Source organism: Pantoea sp. XAF26B01_ASV70, from assembly GCF_054512635.1.
This window is the reverse complement of record NZ_CM137251.1, coordinates 1,822,807-1,839,752: the sequence shown is the minus strand read 5'-3', so window position 1 is coordinate 1,839,752 and position 16,946 is coordinate 1,822,807. Positions and strand designations below refer to the sequence as shown.

The 16,946-nt window shown below is 56.2% G+C and carries 11 protein-coding genes and 1 tRNA gene; 7 read left to right on the top strand and 5 right to left on the bottom strand.

Annotated features, from left to right (window positions below):
• Window positions 1–9 precede the first annotated feature (9 nt).
• The 6 genes from eptA (at window position 10) to ACX8ZY_RS08530 (ending at window position 5,195) form a co-directional block, all read left to right on the top strand.
• Entirely contained in the window at window positions 10–1,638 is a 1,629-nt protein-coding gene (eptA, locus tag ACX8ZY_RS08555) for a phosphoethanolamine transferase EptA (protein ID WP_425020983.1), read from the top strand.
• Window positions 1,638–2,318 carry a two-component system response regulator PmrA gene (pmrA, locus tag ACX8ZY_RS08550; protein ID WP_010670822.1) on the top strand — a complete coding sequence of 227 codons (681 nt, stop codon included), beginning with the start codon at window positions 1,638–1,640 and terminating at the stop codon, window positions 2,316–2,318. The genes eptA and pmrA overlap by 1 nt, the downstream gene beginning before the upstream one ends.
• Complete coding sequence (gene pmrB / locus ACX8ZY_RS08545; protein ID WP_045139876.1) at window positions 2,315–3,373, top strand: two-component system sensor histidine kinase PmrB; 1,059 nt, start codon at window positions 2,315–2,317, stop codon at window positions 3,371–3,373. Before pmrA ends, pmrB begins: the two co-directional genes overlap by 4 nt.
• 310 nt (window positions 3,374–3,683) lie before the next feature.
• Window positions 3,684–4,250 carry a flavin reductase family protein gene (locus tag ACX8ZY_RS08540; RefSeq protein WP_022625495.1) on the top strand — a complete coding sequence of 189 codons (567 nt, stop codon included), beginning with the start codon at window positions 3,684–3,686 and terminating at the stop codon, window positions 4,248–4,250.
• 59 nt (window positions 4,251–4,309) lie between these two features.
• Complete coding sequence (msrA, locus tag ACX8ZY_RS08535) at window positions 4,310–4,843, top strand: peptide-methionine (S)-S-oxide reductase MsrA (protein WP_459260988.1); 534 nt, start codon at window positions 4,310–4,312, stop codon at window positions 4,841–4,843.
• A gap of 264 nt (window positions 4,844–5,107) precedes the next feature.
• Window positions 5,108–5,195: transfer RNA gene (locus tag ACX8ZY_RS08530), tRNA-Ser, on the top strand.
• Between the two features lie 170 nt (window positions 5,196–5,365).
• Here the strand turns inward: ACX8ZY_RS08530 and phoH are convergent.
• The 5 genes from phoH to putP form a co-directional block, all read right to left on the bottom strand.
• A complete protein-coding gene (phoH, locus tag ACX8ZY_RS08525) occupies window positions 5,366–6,154 on the bottom strand; it encodes a phosphate starvation-inducible protein PhoH (RefSeq protein WP_010258505.1) in 789 nt (262 codons plus the stop codon).
• Window positions 6,155–6,725: 571 nt separating this feature from the next.
• Entirely contained in the window at window positions 6,726–8,003 is a 1,278-nt protein-coding gene (efeB, locus tag ACX8ZY_RS08520) for an iron uptake transporter deferrochelatase/peroxidase subunit (protein WP_010670824.1), read from the bottom strand.
• A 2-nt stretch (window positions 8,004–8,005) separates the two neighbouring features.
• Window positions 8,006–9,121 carry an iron uptake system protein EfeO gene (gene efeO, locus ACX8ZY_RS08515; RefSeq protein ID WP_425020959.1) on the bottom strand — a complete coding sequence of 372 codons (1,116 nt, stop codon included), beginning with the start codon at window positions 9,119–9,121 and terminating at the stop codon, window positions 8,006–8,008.
• Window positions 9,122–9,173: 52 nt separating this feature from the next.
• Window positions 9,174–9,998, bottom strand: a complete 825-nt coding sequence (gene efeU / locus ACX8ZY_RS08510; protein ID WP_191916968.1) for an iron uptake transporter permease EfeU — start codon at window positions 9,996–9,998, stop codon at window positions 9,174–9,176.
• A 189-nt stretch (window positions 9,999–10,187) separates the two neighbouring features.
• Entirely contained in the window at window positions 10,188–11,672 is a 1,485-nt protein-coding gene (putP, locus tag ACX8ZY_RS08505) for a sodium/proline symporter PutP (protein ID WP_033787606.1), read from the bottom strand.
• A gap of 451 nt (window positions 11,673–12,123) precedes the next feature.
• Here putP and putA point away from each other — a divergent pair, with 451 nt between their 5' ends.
• Window positions 12,124–16,071, top strand: coding sequence for a trifunctional transcriptional regulator/proline dehydrogenase/L-glutamate gamma-semialdehyde dehydrogenase (gene putA, locus ACX8ZY_RS08500; protein WP_425020960.1), 3,948 nt, complete (start codon window positions 12,124–12,126; stop codon window positions 16,069–16,071).
• The last annotated feature ends 875 nt before the right edge of the window (window positions 16,072–16,946 follow it).

The following is a 16,946-nucleotide window of genomic DNA, read 5'->3' as shown; positions in this document are numbered from 1 at the left end:
CCTGCTCACATGGCGTTTACCCTGAAGAGGCCGCTGATTAGCCGCCTTACGTTGCTGATTCTGGCTGCGGTTTACATCGCGGTTTTACTTAACGTTGCCTATTACCGTCAGGTGCTGGCGGTGATGCCGCTGAACGACCTGCACACCACGCTGGTCTTTTTATCGATGCCGCTGGTCGCCTTTAGCGTGATCAATATCGTGATTACGCTGGCCTCATTTATCTGGCTGGATCGGCTGCTGGCCGCGCTGTTTATTCTGCTCTCCGCCTCGGCACAGTTCTTTATTCACACCTATAACATCGTGGTCGATCGCTCGATGATCACCAACATGATGGATACCACCGCCTCGGAATCTTTTGCGCTGATTACGCCACAGCTGCTTGTAACCCTGCTCACCTCGGGCGTGCTGATGACGTTGCTGCTGTTCTGGCCGCGAATCAAAAAACAGCAGTGGCGTGGCGTGCTGTCGCGACTGCTAAGCGTATTGCTGTCAGCGGCGCTGATTGTGCTGATCGCCCTGCTCTTCTATAAAGATTACGCTTCGCTGTTCCGTAACAACCGCGAGCTGGTAAAAGCGCTGAGCCCCTCTAACAGCATCGCGGCGACGCTCTCCTGGTATAAGCATGAGCAGTTACAGAACGCGCCGCTGATGCGTATCGGTGAAGATGCGCACCTGCAGCCCAGCCGCAGCAGTGGCAAACCGAATCTGACGATTCTGGTGCTGGGCGAAACCTCGCGTGCGCAAAATTTCTCGCTGGGCGGTTACGGTCGTCTGACCAATCCCTTGCTGGCGAAAGATGATGTGATCTATTTCCCGCACACCACCTCGTGCGGAACGGCGACGGCGGTTTCCGTGCCCTGCATGTTCTCCAACATGCCGCGCGCCCACTATGATGATGTGCTGGCCGCCCATCAGGAGGGATTGCTGGATATTATTCAGCGCGCCGGGATCAGCGTGTTGTGGAATGAGAACGATGGGGGCTGTAAAGGGGCCTGCGATCGCGTTCCGCATCAGGACATGACCAGCCTGAACCTGCCCGGCATGTGTATTGATGGTGAGTGTTACGACGACGTGCTTTTCCACGGTCTGGATGAGTACATCGGTCAGTTAAAAGGCAACGCGGTGATTGTGCTGCACACCATTGGCAGTCATGGCCCGACTTACAGCCATCGCTATCCGCCACAGTTTCGTCAGTTTGAACCGACCTGCGACACCAACCAGATTCAGGACTGTTCGCAACAACAGTTGATCAACACCTATGACAATACGCTGGTCAATGTGGATCACATCGTCGATAAAGCCATTAACGTACTGCGTGCACATCAGGACCGCTTCACCACCAGCCTGGTCTATCTGTCTGACCACGGCGAATCCCTGGGTGAAAATGGTGCTTACCTGCATGGCCTGCCCTATGCTATCGCGCCGGACACCCAGAAACATGTGCCGTTGCTGATCTGGCTCTCCGATGATTATCAGAAACGTTATGCGGTTAATCGCGGCTGTCTGAATAAACTGGCGGCGACAGACGATTTTTCACAGGATAATCTGTTTTCAACCATGCTGGGATTAACCGGCACCGCGACCCACGAATATGTGCCTGCGGATGATATTTTGACGTCGTGTCGGAGCCAACCTTAATGAAGATACTGATTGTTGAAGATGATGCCCTGCTGCTGCAGGGTCTGATGCTGGCGCTGGAAGGGGAAGGCTATGTCTGTGATGGCGTTACGCGGGTGCGGGATGCTGAAGCGCATTTCGCCAGCGGCCTGTATAGCCTGGTGGTGCTGGATCTTGGCCTGCCGGATGAAGATGGACTGCATTTTCTGATACGACTGCGGCGGCAGAAGAAGATGACGCCGGTGCTGATCCTGACCGCACGCGACACCATCAGCGAACGCATTGCCGGACTCGACGCAGGCGCGGACGACTATCTGATCAAACCGTTCTCGCTTGATGAGTTGCTGGCGCGGATCCGCGCCCTGATCCGCCGCCACGTCAATCAGGGCGACAGTCATGTCAGAGTGGGTGCGCTGGCGCTGGATATGACCCATCGCCAGATTACGCTCAGCGACGTACTGCTGGATCTGACACCCAAAGAGTTTGCGATTCTGTCACGGCTGATGCTCAAGGCCGGGAATCCGGTTCACCGTGAGATTCTCTACCAGGATATCTATAACTGGGAGACCGAGCCTTCTACTAATACCCTGGAAGTGCATATCCATAATCTGCGCGACAAAATCGGCAAAAGCGCTATCCGCACCGTGCGCGGTTTTGGCTATGCGCTGGTGACGCAGGATGGCGTTCGTGAGGCAACATGATAAGACGTTTCGATCATCGCAGTATGCGCTTTCGTCTCATCCTGACCATCGGTCTGATCCTGCTGGTTTTCCAGGTGATCAGCGTGGTCTGGCTATGGCATGAGAGCAAAGAGCAGATTCAGTTTCTGGTGGAAGCGCAGCTGCAGAAGCGCAACATGGACAGTCACGTTAAGCGTGAAGTGCATGAAGCGGTAGCCAGCCTGGCGGTGCCAAGTCTGGTGATGATTACCCTGACGCTGCTGCTCTGCTATCAGGCGGTGAAGTGGATTACCCGGCCGCTTTATCAGCTGCAGCGTGAACTGGAGAGTCGCAGCGAAGAGAATCTTGATCCCGTCGCCTGCCACAGTCAGGTTCAGGAGATCGATGCGGTGACGCAGGCGATAAACCAGCTGGTCGCGCGTCTGAACAGCAGTCTGGAGCGCGAACGGCTGTTCACCGCCGACGTGGCACATGAGCTGCGCACGCCGCTGGCGGGATTGCGGCTGCATCTGGAGTTAATCGAACGTAACAGCGATGTCAAAGTTCAGCCGCTGGTGCAGCGCCTGGATCAGATGACGCACAGCGTGTCGCAGCTGCTGAATCTGGCGCGCGCCGGACAGTCCTTTACCTCTGGCACCTATCAGAACGTGGGGCTGATTGAAGATGTGATCCTGCCAATGGAGGCAGAGCTGAGTATTATGCTGGAGGCGCATCAGCAGACGCTGGTGCTCGATCTGCCGCAGGAGCAGTTTGTGCGTGGTGATGCCACGCTGCTGAAGATGTTGCTGCGTAACCTGGTCGAGAACGCCCATCGCTACAGCCCGGATAACAGCACCATCAGTGTGCAGCTGGTGTTAACTCCTCAGCCGATGCTGGTGGTGGAAGATCAGGGCCCGGGAATTGATGAGAGTAAAAGTGGCGAGCTGAGTAAAGCGTTTATCCGGATGGACAGTCGCTACGGCGGTATCGGACTCGGGCTGAGCATCGTCAGCCGCATCGTCCAGTTACACCGGTTTCAGTTTTTCTTAGAGAACCGCCGCGACCGAAGCGGTTGTCGTGCCGTGGTGAAGTTTTAAGCGCTGAACCAGGCGGAGAGGAACAGAACGACCGTAGCTGCGGCAATCAGCAGTGCAGCATATTCACTCATCGGACGCGGAGCAGTCACAGACAGGGCAACAGGAGCAGTTTTCATAGCATCATCCTCAGTTAAAGCAGGCAGTATCGCGATTGCATATTAAGGAAACCTTAAGCTCGCGACACTGCCGCTAAAAATGTCTGCGCTGCCAGACGCCGCCATCAACCTCGCATTTCTGCCCGCTGACACGCCTGCTGCATCCGCCCGGTGCTCTACACTTAATGGCTACGTTCCGTTTCAGGAGTTACGCCATGAGCCAACGCATGCACAAATATGCTTTTCCGGTCAGCAAAGCCCGCAAATACCTTGAGCCCGGACCGGTGCTGCTGCTCAGTTCGCAGTACAAAGATCAACATGACATCATGACGCTCGGCTGGCACACGGTGCTGGAGTTTTCTCCGTCACTGGTCGGCTGCATGATTGCCGGTATGAACCACAGCCATGAGCTGATCCGCAACAGCGGTCAGTGCGTGCTGAACATTCCTTCTGCCTCGCTGATTGATGAAGTTGTGGCAATCGGCAACAGCCACGGTGACAGCATTGATAAGTTTGAGGCATTTGGCCTGACGCCGGAACCCGCTCAGGTGGTTGGCGCGCCCATGATTGCCGAATGTTTTGCCAGCTTTGAGTGTCAGCTTTATGACGATTCGATGGTCGCTAACTACAACCTGTTTATTTTTGAGATTGTTAAAGCGCACGTTGCCGAGCAGCCGGAATACCCCACTACCCTGCACTACACTGGCGAAGGCCGGTTCAGCGTGATGAGCGACAAAATACTGGATAAGAGCGGCGATTTTAAACCGGAGATGCTGATCTAGTTGAAAGCGCTCTTCCGCGCCCCCATTCACCTCTTTCGACCTGACAGGAGTAAATTATTATGGCAATCGAATACGCAGTTATCGCTGGCGGCTGTTTCTGGTGTACCGAAGCGGTATTTAAGGATGTGATCGGCGTAGAGTCGGTAGAAAGCGGTTATACCGGCGGTGCCCGGCCGAATCCGACTTATGAGCAGGTCTGCAGCGGTGCGACCGGTCATGCGGAAGCGATCCGCATTGGCTTCGACCCGGATAAAGTCAGCTTTGGCGATCTGCTGGATATCAGCTTTGTGACGCATGATCCGACCCAGCTTAACCGTCAGGGTAATGATATTGGCACCCAGTATCGTTCCGCCATTTTCCCGGCCAATGCAGAGCAGGAAGCGGAGGCACGCGCCGCCATTGCCCGCGCTCAGGCTGACCATGATGTGCCGGTGGTGACCACCATTGAGCCGCTGAAAGAGTGGTATCCCGCTGAAGCTTATCATCAGGATTACTGGGAAGGCGCGGGCCAGCGCAACGGCTACTGCATGGCGGTCATTCCACCGAAATTGCAGAAGCTGCGTAAAAGTTTCGCTAACAAAGTAAAGAGCTGATTCCGGCATCAGTCGGGGCAGCGTCTGACCAGTAACGAGGGTGAGAACGCCGCCCCGGTTTATTTGCTGCCATAAAACTCACCTGACCGGGCTCATCAGGATGGCGGGATGTGGCCGGTAAAACGGCGGGTTTTATGCCGCAGTAAATCGATTCGTTCAGAGCTTAAGCGAATAGATCAAAAGAGAAAAATAGTGCTTGACCGTTTTCAACCGACTCCCTATAGTACCGCCCCGTTGACCCATCGCGGTCAGCGAAGTAAATCTGGTGAGGTGTCCGAGTGGCTGAAGGAGCACGCCTGGAAAGTGTGTATACGGCAACGTATCGAGGGTTCGAACCCCTCTCTCACCGCCATCTTCAAAGAAGAGCCTGAACTTTTGTTCAGGCTCTTTTTTTTGCATATTTCACTCTGAGAGAGCGTGATAACTCCCGCCGGGGAACGACCACGTGCGCAGCCCCTGCCCCACAATAAGAAAACCCGGCCGGAGCCGGGTTTGGGCGCTACACTTCTACTCAATCAAACGCTAGCTATACGCGTGCAGGGTGCGCTGACACAACGCAGAACGCACACAATCTTCTTTGCCGAAGCGTACAATGCCAACCATCTCGTCCTCTTCGAAACGCGCCAGCGCGTCTGCGAGACCGGAAGGCACCCCAGCGGGCAAGTCGCACTGGGTAATATCGCCGTTAACAATGACCGTGACGTTTTCGCCCAGTCGGGTCAGGAACATTTTCATCTGCGCGGCGGTGACGTTCTGCGCCTCGTCCAGAATTACCACAGCATTTTCGAAAGTGCGACCACGCATATAGGCGAACGGTGCAATCTCTACCTTGGCAATTTCCGGACGCAGACAATATTGCATAAAGGATGCGCCAAGACGTTTAACCAGAATGTCATAAACCGGGCGGAAATAAGGCGCGAATTTCTCAGAAATATCGCCGGGAAGGAATCCCAGATCCTCATCTGCCTGCAGTACCGGGCGCGTAACGATAATCCTGTCGATATCCTTATTAATCAGGGCCTCAGCCGCTTTTGCGGCACTGATCCAGGTTTTACCGCACCCGGCTTCACCGGTTGCGAAGATCAGCTGTTTTCTCTCTATGGCGTTAAGATAGTGCGCCTGAGCTTCATTACGGGCTTCAATCGGCAACCGGTCACGCGTATCGCGCGCCATGCCAATGGCATCCAGTCCACTCATATGCACCAGCGAAGTGACCGACTCTTCTTCACGCTGACGATGACTTCTTGAGTCACTACGAAGCACTCTTCTTGCTTCACGACGCGCTTTGATCACTGCTTTCTGTCTTCCCATAGTGGCACCTTTCAGTTGGTTTCATTTCCTGCGTCAGGCCGGTGGCCCGTTGCGATAACGTGAACGCTTTAGAGGTTTCAGTTGGCTTCCTTTTGAGCCATGACAGGACAGGATAGTGGGTATGCAGCAGCGCAATAGCGTAGCTGAACACCGGATAAAACAGGATGCGATAAGACAAAAGAGATGGTTGAAGGAAGGAAGAAATAACGAGGCAGAATTGCCCTCGCGGTCAGGCGCAATCTATTTACTGACAGTGACTTTCCATTAAAGACTCGACCCATGCGCGAACTCCAGTGTGATACATCAACACATCCGATTACGCCTGTTTAATAAAGTGCACCATTTTGTTGGGCCTTTGCAATAGTAATTTTACCTGCTGGCAAAAGAATTGCTAATCACGTGTATGTATTTCTTTTAAGGCAAAATGTAAAATCTTTTAATTACAGTGTATTAGCTTATTTTATATATGCCAGACAACCGCTAAAACTCAGTTTAACCTCAGTCAGCAAAGCACGAAAACCGTAAAACGTGGGCGACCAGAACAGGTACGCCCACAGTGGTTGAATTTTAATCAGGCTTCCAGCAACGACTGCGCTAAATAATGGCTGGCGTCTGGTACACCGGGCAAAACAAAAAAGTAACCGCCACCAAAAGGCCGGATATATTCTTCCAGCGCTTCGCCGTTCAGGCGCCGCTGCACCGTGAGAAAGCCGCGTTCCAGATCGTGCTGATAGCAGACGAATAGTAACCCCATCTCCAGCTGTCCCGATGCAGAGATACCTGCGGAGTAACTGTAGCCGCGCCGCAGCATCAGGCTGCTTGCCGTCTCTGGCGTGCGGGGATTGGCAAGACGAATGTGCGCATCCAGCGCAATCACTTCGCCGTCCGGATCACGGGCGTAATCCGGAACGTCGCGCTCATGCTGCATCCCCAGCGGCGCGCCACTTAATTTCTCGCGACCAAAGATAGTCTGTTGCTCGCCCAGCGGCGTGCGATCCCACATTTCGACGTGAAAGCGGATTAACCGTACAGCCTGATAGCTGCCATTGCGCGCCCAGACCGGTTCGTCCTGATCGTCGGTCACCCACAGCAGCTGATTCATCAGAGCAGGGTTGTGGGTATCCGGATTGGCGGTGCCATCTTTGAAACCCAGCAGATTGATCGGGGTCTCCTGCCCCTGACTGCGCGCGGCGTGATCGGAGATAAAGCCTTCGCGCCGCCAGCGTACGCCAAGCAGGTCAGGCGTATGCTTGATGATATCCCGCAGGGCATGAATCACCGTATCCTGAGTGTTGGCACAGAGCTGCAACAGCAGATCGCCATGACACTGACTGGCATCCAGCGAATCATTGGGAAAGCGAGTCATCGGCTGCAATTTTTTCGGTTTGTGCGGCGCCAGACCAAAGCGTTCATCAAACAGTGAATTGCCGACCGACACGGTAATCGTCAGATTATCAGGCGCGATAGTCGCCCCAAGAATGCCGGAATCCATTGGCGGCAACCGCGGATTGGTGACTACCGGTGCCGGACCGCCCGTGGTCAGAAAGGCAATACGCTGGGTCAGCAACCGGAACAGACGCACCAGCTCCGTTCTATCGCTGCTGAGCAGATCAAACGCCACCAGCATCATCGATGCCTGCTGTGGCGTCGTGATACCTGCCTGATGCTGACCATAAAACGGCTGCATCTGCTGTCGGGCCTGCGGCGTAACCGTCCCCGGCGAAAAGCTGTCGGCGGCGGCTGCATGGAACGGACAGCCGCCGCCCAGCGCTGCCGCGCCACCCAGCAGCCCCAGCCCTTTTAGTAACCGACGACGCGCAGGCTGCGCGTCATCTTCCTTGCGACTCATGATTAATCCAGACCCAGGGTGCCACGAAGTAATGAAAGATCTTCCGCCAGTGCGGTGATCGGTCCTTTCAGCGCGTTACGGTCGGCGCTGGTCAGTTTCTCATAGGATTCAAAACCGGTTTGGGTGCGGTACTTACTCAGGATCGCATCCACTTTTTTGAAGTTGGCGTCAACCTTGGCCAGCAACTGCGGATTGGCTTTGCTTACCATTGGTCGCAGCAGATCGACAATTTTCTGCGCGCCATCAATATTCGCCTGGAAGTCCCACAGGTCAGTCCGGCTGTAGCGATCTTCTTCACCGGAAATTTTGTTGGAAGCGACCTCTTCAATCAGGCCGGCTGCGCCGCCGACCACTTTGGCTGGCGGGAAGGCCAGTTCGCTGATGCGCACCTGCAAATCTTTCACATCTTTATTCAGCTGCTCAGCGTAGTCCGCCATGCCTTTCGTGCTGTTATCAGCAAACAGCGCTTTCTCCAGACGGTGGAAACCGGTGAACTTAGGATCGGCCGCTTTTTTCTCATAGTCATCTTCACGGGCGTCAATGCTGCCGTCGAGATCGGAGAAGAGCTCAGCAATCGGCTCAATGCGCTCATAATACTGACGGGTCGGAGCAAACAGCGCTTTGGCTTTTTCAACATCACCCGCTTTAACGGCGTCAGTAAAGGCCTGGGTGTTGCTCACCAGCTGGTTCACCTGGTCGGTCACATAGGCTTTGTATTCGGTGATCGGGCCTTCCAGCTGCATACGTGCTGAGGTGCCACTTTTCGCCGCGCCCTCACCGGCCTGCACGATCAGCTTGCCTTTTGGATTGCTCAGCAGCCCACAGGTCATCTCATATTCGCCCGCCTCCAGATTGGCGGTCAGTTTCTGACTGAAGCCCGGCGCGATATTCTCACGCTCTTCAACCACCATCACGCCTTTGAGGATCTCCCACTCCAGCGCTTTCTGGCTGTTGTTTTTAATCAGGAACTGGGTCTTACCGGCCTTGACCGTTAAGTTCATCGGCTCGCACTGCTTGTCGGTGACGCTTACGGTAACCTGAGGAACCGCCGCGGCCGCCGTTGCGGAGATCGCCAGCAGAGGAAGCAGCAGTGCCTTGCGGCGGAAACGCATTGTCATCTCTCTTTCCCTATCATGTTGCAGGCGTAAGATGCGCCCGTTAAATGTCAAATTACACAGTGGCCGACGCAGCAGAACGCGCAGGCATAAAGAACAGGATCAGCGCCGGGATCAGGTAGGCGAAGTAAACGGTCACTTCACTGACGCTTGGGGTCTCCTGATAACCCAGCACCCCTTCCAGCAGGGTGCCGAACAGCGAATGGGTCGATAAGGTATTGCTGAGATCGAAGGCGACATCCTGAAAGCGATTCCATAAACCCGCTTCGTGGAAGGCGCGGATGGCGCCCGCTGCCAGACCCGCGGCGACAAACAGGATGAATACGCTGGTCCAGCGGAAGAAATGGGCCATGTTAAGACGGATACCGCCCCAGTAGAGCAGCATGCCCAGCACGACCGCGGTTGCCAGACCCAGCACCGCGCCAATCGGCGGCGCATAACCGACATCCTGGGTAAACGCCGCCAGCAGGAAGAACACCGACTCCAGCCCTTCGCGCGCCACGGCAAGAAACACCATCAGCACCAGCGCCAGACCGCCACGACCTGAGCGTTGCAGCGCCTGATCGACCGCCTGTTCAAGCTCGACCCTGATGTTGCGGGCGACTTTGCGCATCCAGAAAACCATTGAGGTGAGGATCACCACCGCAATCAGCGCCACGATGCCTTCAAACAGCTCCTGCTCTTTCTGCGGAAACTCACCGGTGGTGGCATTGATGAAAATACCCAGGCCCAGACAGAGCCCGGCGGCAATAAACACGCCAGCCCACATCGCGGGAAACCATTGGGTGCGCTGGGTGCGTTTGAGATAGCTGGCTATCAGGCTGACTATCAGCGCGGCTTCAAGCCCTTCGCGCAGCATGATGAGAAAAGGAACAAACATCGCCAACCTCTTGAATGTTAAGCAGCGTCAATAAACAGTAAAATAAGGTAAAGTGTAAACGATACCGATTATCATTATCGCTGAGAAAAAAACAAGTTGCCGGTGGAGATAATTTCATCTTTGAGTGGTTTATCTTTGTAACAAAAAAGCCCGCCCCTTTCGGGACGGGCCAGGCGATTAACGCCTCGCTTATTTTGTCTGGAACTCCGCCTCTGCAGCGGCAAAGCGCTGCTGCGCTTCTGCTGATGGCTCACGGCCCATCAGCGTGAACACTACAATGGCGATGCTGGCGAAAATGAAGCCCGGGATGATTTCATACAGTCCCAGCCAGCCATACTGTTTCCACACCAGCACGGTCAGCGCACCGACGATCATGCCCGCCAGCGCACCGTTGCGGTTCATCCGCTTCCAGCAGACACCAAACAGTACTACCGGACCAAACGCCGCACCGAAGCCCGCCCAGGCGTAGCTCACCAGGCCCAGCACGCGGTTTTCCGGGTTAGCCGCCAGCGCGATCGCAATCAGCGCCACCAGCAGCACCATCAGACGCCCTACCCATACCAGCTCTTTCTGGCTGGCATTTTTACGCAGTAAGCCTTTGTAGAGATCTTCGGTCAGGGCGCTGGAGCAGACCAGCAGCTGACAGCTCAGCGTTGACATCACGGCTGCCAGGATCGCTGACAGCAGAATACCGGCAATCCACGGGTTGAACAGGATACGCGCCAGCTCGATAAAGACCCGCTCCGCATTGGCGTTAACGCCAACCGCCAGCGTCGGGTTGTTCTGGAAGTAGGCAATACCGAAGAAGCCCACCGCCACGGCACCGGCCAGACAGAGCACCATCCAGGTCATACCGATACGGCGAGCGGTACGGATTGAACGATGCGAATCCGCCGCCATAAAGCGCGCCAGAATATGGGGCTGCCCGAAGTAGCCCAGGCCCCAGCCGAGCAGGGAGATCACCGCGACGAAGTTCAGTCCCTTCAGCATGTCGAGGTTTTCCAGGCTCTTCGCTTCAATCACCGCCAGCGAATCAGACCAGCCGCCGACCGCGATAATCACAAACACCGGCGTCAGGATCAGCGCAAAAATCATCAGGCTCGCCTGAACGGTATCAGTCCAGCTCACCGCCAGGAAACCGCCCACCAGCGTATAGAGAATGGTCGCCGCTGCACCCGCCCACAGAGCGGTCTGGTAACTCATACCAAAGGTGCTTTCAAACAGACGCGCACCGGCTACCACGCCTGAGGCGCAATAGATGGTGAAGAACACCAGGATCACAATGGCGGAGATCACGCGCAGGATTTTACTGTGGTCCTCAAAGCGGCTGGTAAAGAAGTCCGGCAGCGTCAGGGCGTTGTTGTGATGTTCAGTCTGAACCCGCAGGCGACCGGCCACGATTTTCCAGTTCAGCCAGGCACCGATCGTCAGGCCAATCGCAATCCAGCTTTCAGAGATACCGGAGATGAAGATCGCACCCGGTAAGCCCATCAGCAGCCAGCCGCTCATATCGGATGCACCGGCAGAGAGTGCCGTGACCACGCTACCCAGACTGCGGCCACCGAGGATGTAATCATCAAAGTTTTTGGTTGAGCGATAAGCCACAAACCCGATTAATACCATCCCAAGAATATAAACCAAAAAGGTCACCAGCATTGGTGTACTTACACTCATCTGTCTCTCCACTTATTATTTGATATCCCAGAGAAATCGCCAGCTACCCGTCTGCCGGAACGGGGCAAAGCGGGCCGATTTTCTTCGTCAGGGCGTCACTCATTTCCCAGCGGCGCGGTATCCTGCCGGAAAGGCGTTGTGCGCACAATGGATTTAACACAGGCGTTACAGTGATTTCACTAACCGTTTGTGAAAACGTGCTCATAGGTTGCACTCGCTCACAGTTATCCGGTTGCACCGTCGTATTACCTGTCTGAAACCCGCTTTTCATCGGGTCTGCCAGCCTGGCGAGGATCTTGCAGCAATATCCGTGCCGCATTGCGGGATTTAACAATCGTCGACGTTAAAAGGGTGTTAACTGGCTCACATTTAACACGGTTGCACAAAGTTGCAACTTAAGTGATAGTGCAGCCAACGCCGTATCGAACCATTATCAAGGAGCTCTGGAGTCATGGCTACAACCACCATGGGTGTAAAACTGGATGACGCGACACGCGAGCGCATCAAACTGGCTGCGCAGCGCATCGATCGCACGCCACACTGGCTGATTAAACAAGCGATCTTTAACTACCTGGGCCAGCTGGAAACCGGCGATACCGTGCCGGAGATCCCGCTTTCTGCTCAGGCGGCCGCAGAGTCCGACGACACCCAGCCAGAGGAGACGCACCAGCCGTTCCTTGATTTCGCAGAGCAGATTTTACCTCAGTCAGTGACCCGTTCAGCGGTGACCGCCGCATGGCGTCGTCCGGAGACTGATGCGGTGCCAATGATGCTGGAACAGGCACGTTTACCGGCGGCGCTGGCAGAGAAAACCCATCAGCTGGCTTACCAGCTTGCCGACAAGCTGCGGCACCAGAAAGGGGCAACCGGACGCGCGGGCATGGTGCAGAGCCTGCTGCAGGAGTTCTCACTCTCCTCCCATGAAGGTGTGGCGCTGATGTGTCTGGCTGAAGCGCTACTGCGTATTCCCGACAAGCCAACGCGCGATGCGCTGATCCGCGACAAGATCAGCAACGGCAACTGGCAGTCACATCTGGGACGCAGCCCGTCACTGTTTGTCAACGCGGCGACCTGGGGCCTGCTGTTCACCGGCCGCCTGGTCTCGACCCACAACGAGTCGAATCTCTCAAGCTCGCTTAACCGCATTATCGGTAAGGGTGGCGAACCGCTGATCCGCAAAGGCGTGGATATGGCGATGCGTCTGATGGGCGAGCAGTTCGTCACCGGTGAAACCATTGCCGAAGCGCTGGCTAACGCCCGCAAGCTGGAAGAGAAAGGCTTCCGCTACTCCTATGACATGCTGGGCGAAGCGGCCCTGACGGCAGGCGATGCCAAAGCCTATCTGCTCTCTTATCAGCAGGCGATCCATGCCATTGGTAAAGCGTCGAATGGTCGTGGCATCTATGAAGGTCCCGGCATCTCTATCAAGCTCTCAGCACTGCATCCCCGCTACAGCCGCGCGCAGTATGAGCGCGTGATGGAAGAGCTCTACCCTATTCTGAAATCGCTGACGCTGCTGGCCCGCTCCTATGACATCGGCATCAACATCGATGCAGAAGAGGCGGACCGGCTGGAACTGTCGCTGGATATGCTGGAGAAACTCTGTTTCGAGCCAGAGCTGGAAGGCTGGAACGGCATCGGTTTTGTGATTCAGGCCTACATGAAACGCTGTCCGTTTGTGATTGATGAGCTGATCGATCTGGCGCAGCGCAGCCGCCGTCGCCTGATGATTCGTCTGGTGAAAGGCGCGTACTGGGACAGCGAAATCAAACGCGCCCAGATGGAAGGCCTTGAAGGCTATCCTGTCTACACCCGCAAGGTTTACACCGATATCTCTTATCTGGCCTGTGCCCGCAAACTGCTGGCCGTGCCAAGCCTGATCTATCCGCAATTCGCTACCCATAATGCCCACACCCTGGCGGCGATTTATCAGCTGGCGGGCAACAACTACTATCCCGGTCAGTATGAGTTCCAGTGCCTGCACGGCATGGGCGAACCGCTGTATGAGCAGGTGGTCGGCAAAGTGGCGGACGGCAAACTTAACCGCCCCTGCCGTATCTATGCGCCGGTCGGTACCCATGAAACCCTGCTGGCCTATCTGGTGCGCCGCCTGTTAGAAAACGGGGCCAACACCTCCTTTGTTAACCGCATTGCTGACACCTCGCTGCCGATTGATGAACTGGTGGCCGATCCGGTGAGCGCGGTGGAGAAGCTGGGTGCCAGCGAAGGTGCCATTGGTCTGCCGCATCCGAAAATCCCCCTGCCGCGCGATCTGTATGGCGATAACCGCGTCAACTCTGCGGGTCTGGATATGGCCAACGAACACCGTCTTGCCTCACTCTCCAGCGCCCTGCTGAGCAGCGCCGCACAGCCCTGCCTTGCCGAGCCGATGATCGACGGTGAAGCGGGTGCCGGCGAGTTGCGCGACATTCTGAACCCGGCAGCGCCTGGCGACCGTGTAGGTCAGGTCCGTGAAGCCACAGAGCAGGAAGTTTCTGTGGCGCTGGATGCCGCGGTGAACAGCGGGCCAATCTGGTTTGCCACACCACCGCAGGAGCGTGCCGCCATTCTGGAACGCGCCGCACAGATCATGGAAGGCCAGATGCAGCAGCTGCTTGGCATCCTGGTGCGTGAAGCGGGCAAAACCTACAACAACGCCATCGCGGAAGTGCGCGAAGCGGTTGATTTCCTCTATTACTACGCCGGAATGGTGCGTGACGATTTCGACAACGAAACCCATCGTCCGCTGGGCCCGGTGGTCTGCATCAGTCCATGGAACTTCCCGCTGGCGATCTTTACCGGTCAGATTGCGGCTGCACTGGCAGCGGGCAACAGCGTGCTGGCCAAACCGGCCGAGCAGACACCGCTGATTGCCGCACAGGCGGTTCAGATCCTGCTGGATGCGGGTGTGCCGCCAGGCGTGCTGCAACTGCTGCCTGGCCAGGGTGAAACCGTTGGTGCACAGTTGACCGGTGACGTTCGGGTACGTGGCGTGATGTTTACCGGTTCAACTGCGGTGGCGACACTGCTGCAGCGTAATCTGGCGGGTCGCCTTGACCAGCACGGTCGTCCTGTGCCGTTGATTGCTGAGACCGGCGGGATGAATGCGATGATCGTCGACTCTTCCGCGCTGACTGAGCAGGTGGTGATCGATATCGTCGCCTCTGCCTTCGACAGTGCCGGACAGCGCTGTTCTGCCCTGCGTCTGCTCTGCATTCAGGAAGATGTCGCCGACCATACCCTGAAGATGCTGCGCGGCGCGATGGCCGAGTGCCGCATGGGCAATCCGGAACGCTTTTCGACCGACATCGGCCCGGTCATTGATGCCGAAGCGAAAGCCAATATCGATCGCCATATTCAGGCGATGCGTAATAAAGGCTTCACGGTCTATCAGGCGGTGCAGGATAACCCGCAGGACAGTAAAGAGTGGAATAGCGGTACCTTTGTTAAACCGACACTGATTGAGCTGGGTCAGGTCAGCGATCTCGATAAAGAGATTTTTGGCCCGGTGCTGCACGTGGTGCGTTTCACCCGTAATAACCTGCCGCAGCTGGTTGAGCAGATCAATGCATCCGGCTATGGCCTGACGCTGGGCGTACATACCCGCATCGACGAAACGATTGCACAGGTCACGGCGAACGCCCGAGTGGGCAATCTCTACGTCAACCGCAATATGGTGGGCGCGGTGGTCGGCGTACAGCCGTTTGGTGGCGAGGGCTTATCCGGTACCGGTCCGAAAGCGGGCGGTCCGCTCTATCTTTACCGCTTGCTGGCGCATCGTCCGGATAGTGCGCTGCGTCTGACTTTTGATCGTCAGGATGCAGAACGCCCGGCGGACAGCTCGCTGCGTCAGTCACTGCTGGCACCGCATCTGGCGCTCAGCAACTGGGCTAAGGATAAGCCTGAACTGGCTGAACTCTGCCAGCACTATGGCGATCTGGCCCAGGCGGGCGTGGTCCGTCTGCTGCCTGGCCCGACAGGCGAGCGCAATACCTTCTCACTGTTGCCGCGTGATCAGGTGCTCTGTCTGGCTGATAACGAGCAGGATGCGTTAATCCAGCTGGCCGCGGTGACCAGCGTCGGCAGTAAAGCATTGTGGCAGGATGATGAGCTGCATCGCGCCCTGCTGGCCTCGCTGCCGGACGCAGTGAAAGCGCGCATCACGCTGGCGCGTGACCCGTTAGCGGCAGAGTTTGATGCGGTGATCTATCACGGCGATGCCGATCAGTTGCGTACCCTGTGTGAACAGATTGCCGCACGTGAAGGTGCGATTGTGTCGGTGCAGGGCTTTGCCCGCGGCGAGACCAATCTGCTGCTGGAGCGTCTGCTGATTGAGCGTTCGCTGAGTGTGAATACCGCTGCGGCAGGCGGTAATGCGAGCCTGATGACCATAGGGTAAGGGGCGTTCGCGAGATTGTTCGCTGCGCGAACGGGCTGAGGTGCGGTGCTGAAGCTGGGATGGTTCGCTGCGCGAACGGGCTATGAGAAGTTTTCGTTCGCCTGGTAAGCCAGGCAGTTTCAGATTCGCCTCTGCAGGCGACCGACAAGGGGGCGCCAGTCGCCGCGCCCCCTTGACCCCGGGCTCCGGCCTGCTTCACCGCCGCTTCGCGGTTCCTTCGCTACTTCAGGATTTCTCACGGACCAGCGGGACGCGCCATCCATGGCGCGAACCCGCCTCTTCGCGACATCCCTGTCGCTCGTCCTGAAATCCCTCATCCGCTCAGCGGTTCTGACGGCCTCCCCACCCCCTCGCTGTTATCTTTTCTTTTTATGTTGGGTTCGCTGTCGCTGTGAGTTTGGGATTGCCTCTAACTTTCGGCTCAGCACACAGAATGGCATTCCACCCACCCGCTGTTATCTCTGCTTTTTATGTTGAGTGCTTTATCGCTGTAATTTTTTGGGATTTCCTCTGAATTTTTGCTCAGCAGACCGAATGTTATTCAACCCACCCGCTGTTATCTCTGCTTTTTATGTTGAGTGCTTTTTCGCTGTGGTTTTTTGGGATTGCCTCTGACTTTCAGCTCAGCACATAGAATGGCATTCAACCCTACCCGCTGTTATCTCATTTTCAGGTCACTAAGAGTGTTGCGGTAAGCTTCCGGAATTGAGACTGGCTTTCGGATCACCAGACAACTCTGCACTGAAGAAAACACAAAGAAATCACCGGCAGGGGTTTGCCAGAGGCGTCCGCAGCGCTGAGGAACAACCGGAGGCCAGGATGAGCCGACAGGACGTCGGCGAAAGGACGGCACGAGTCAGGGATGGCGAGTCCGG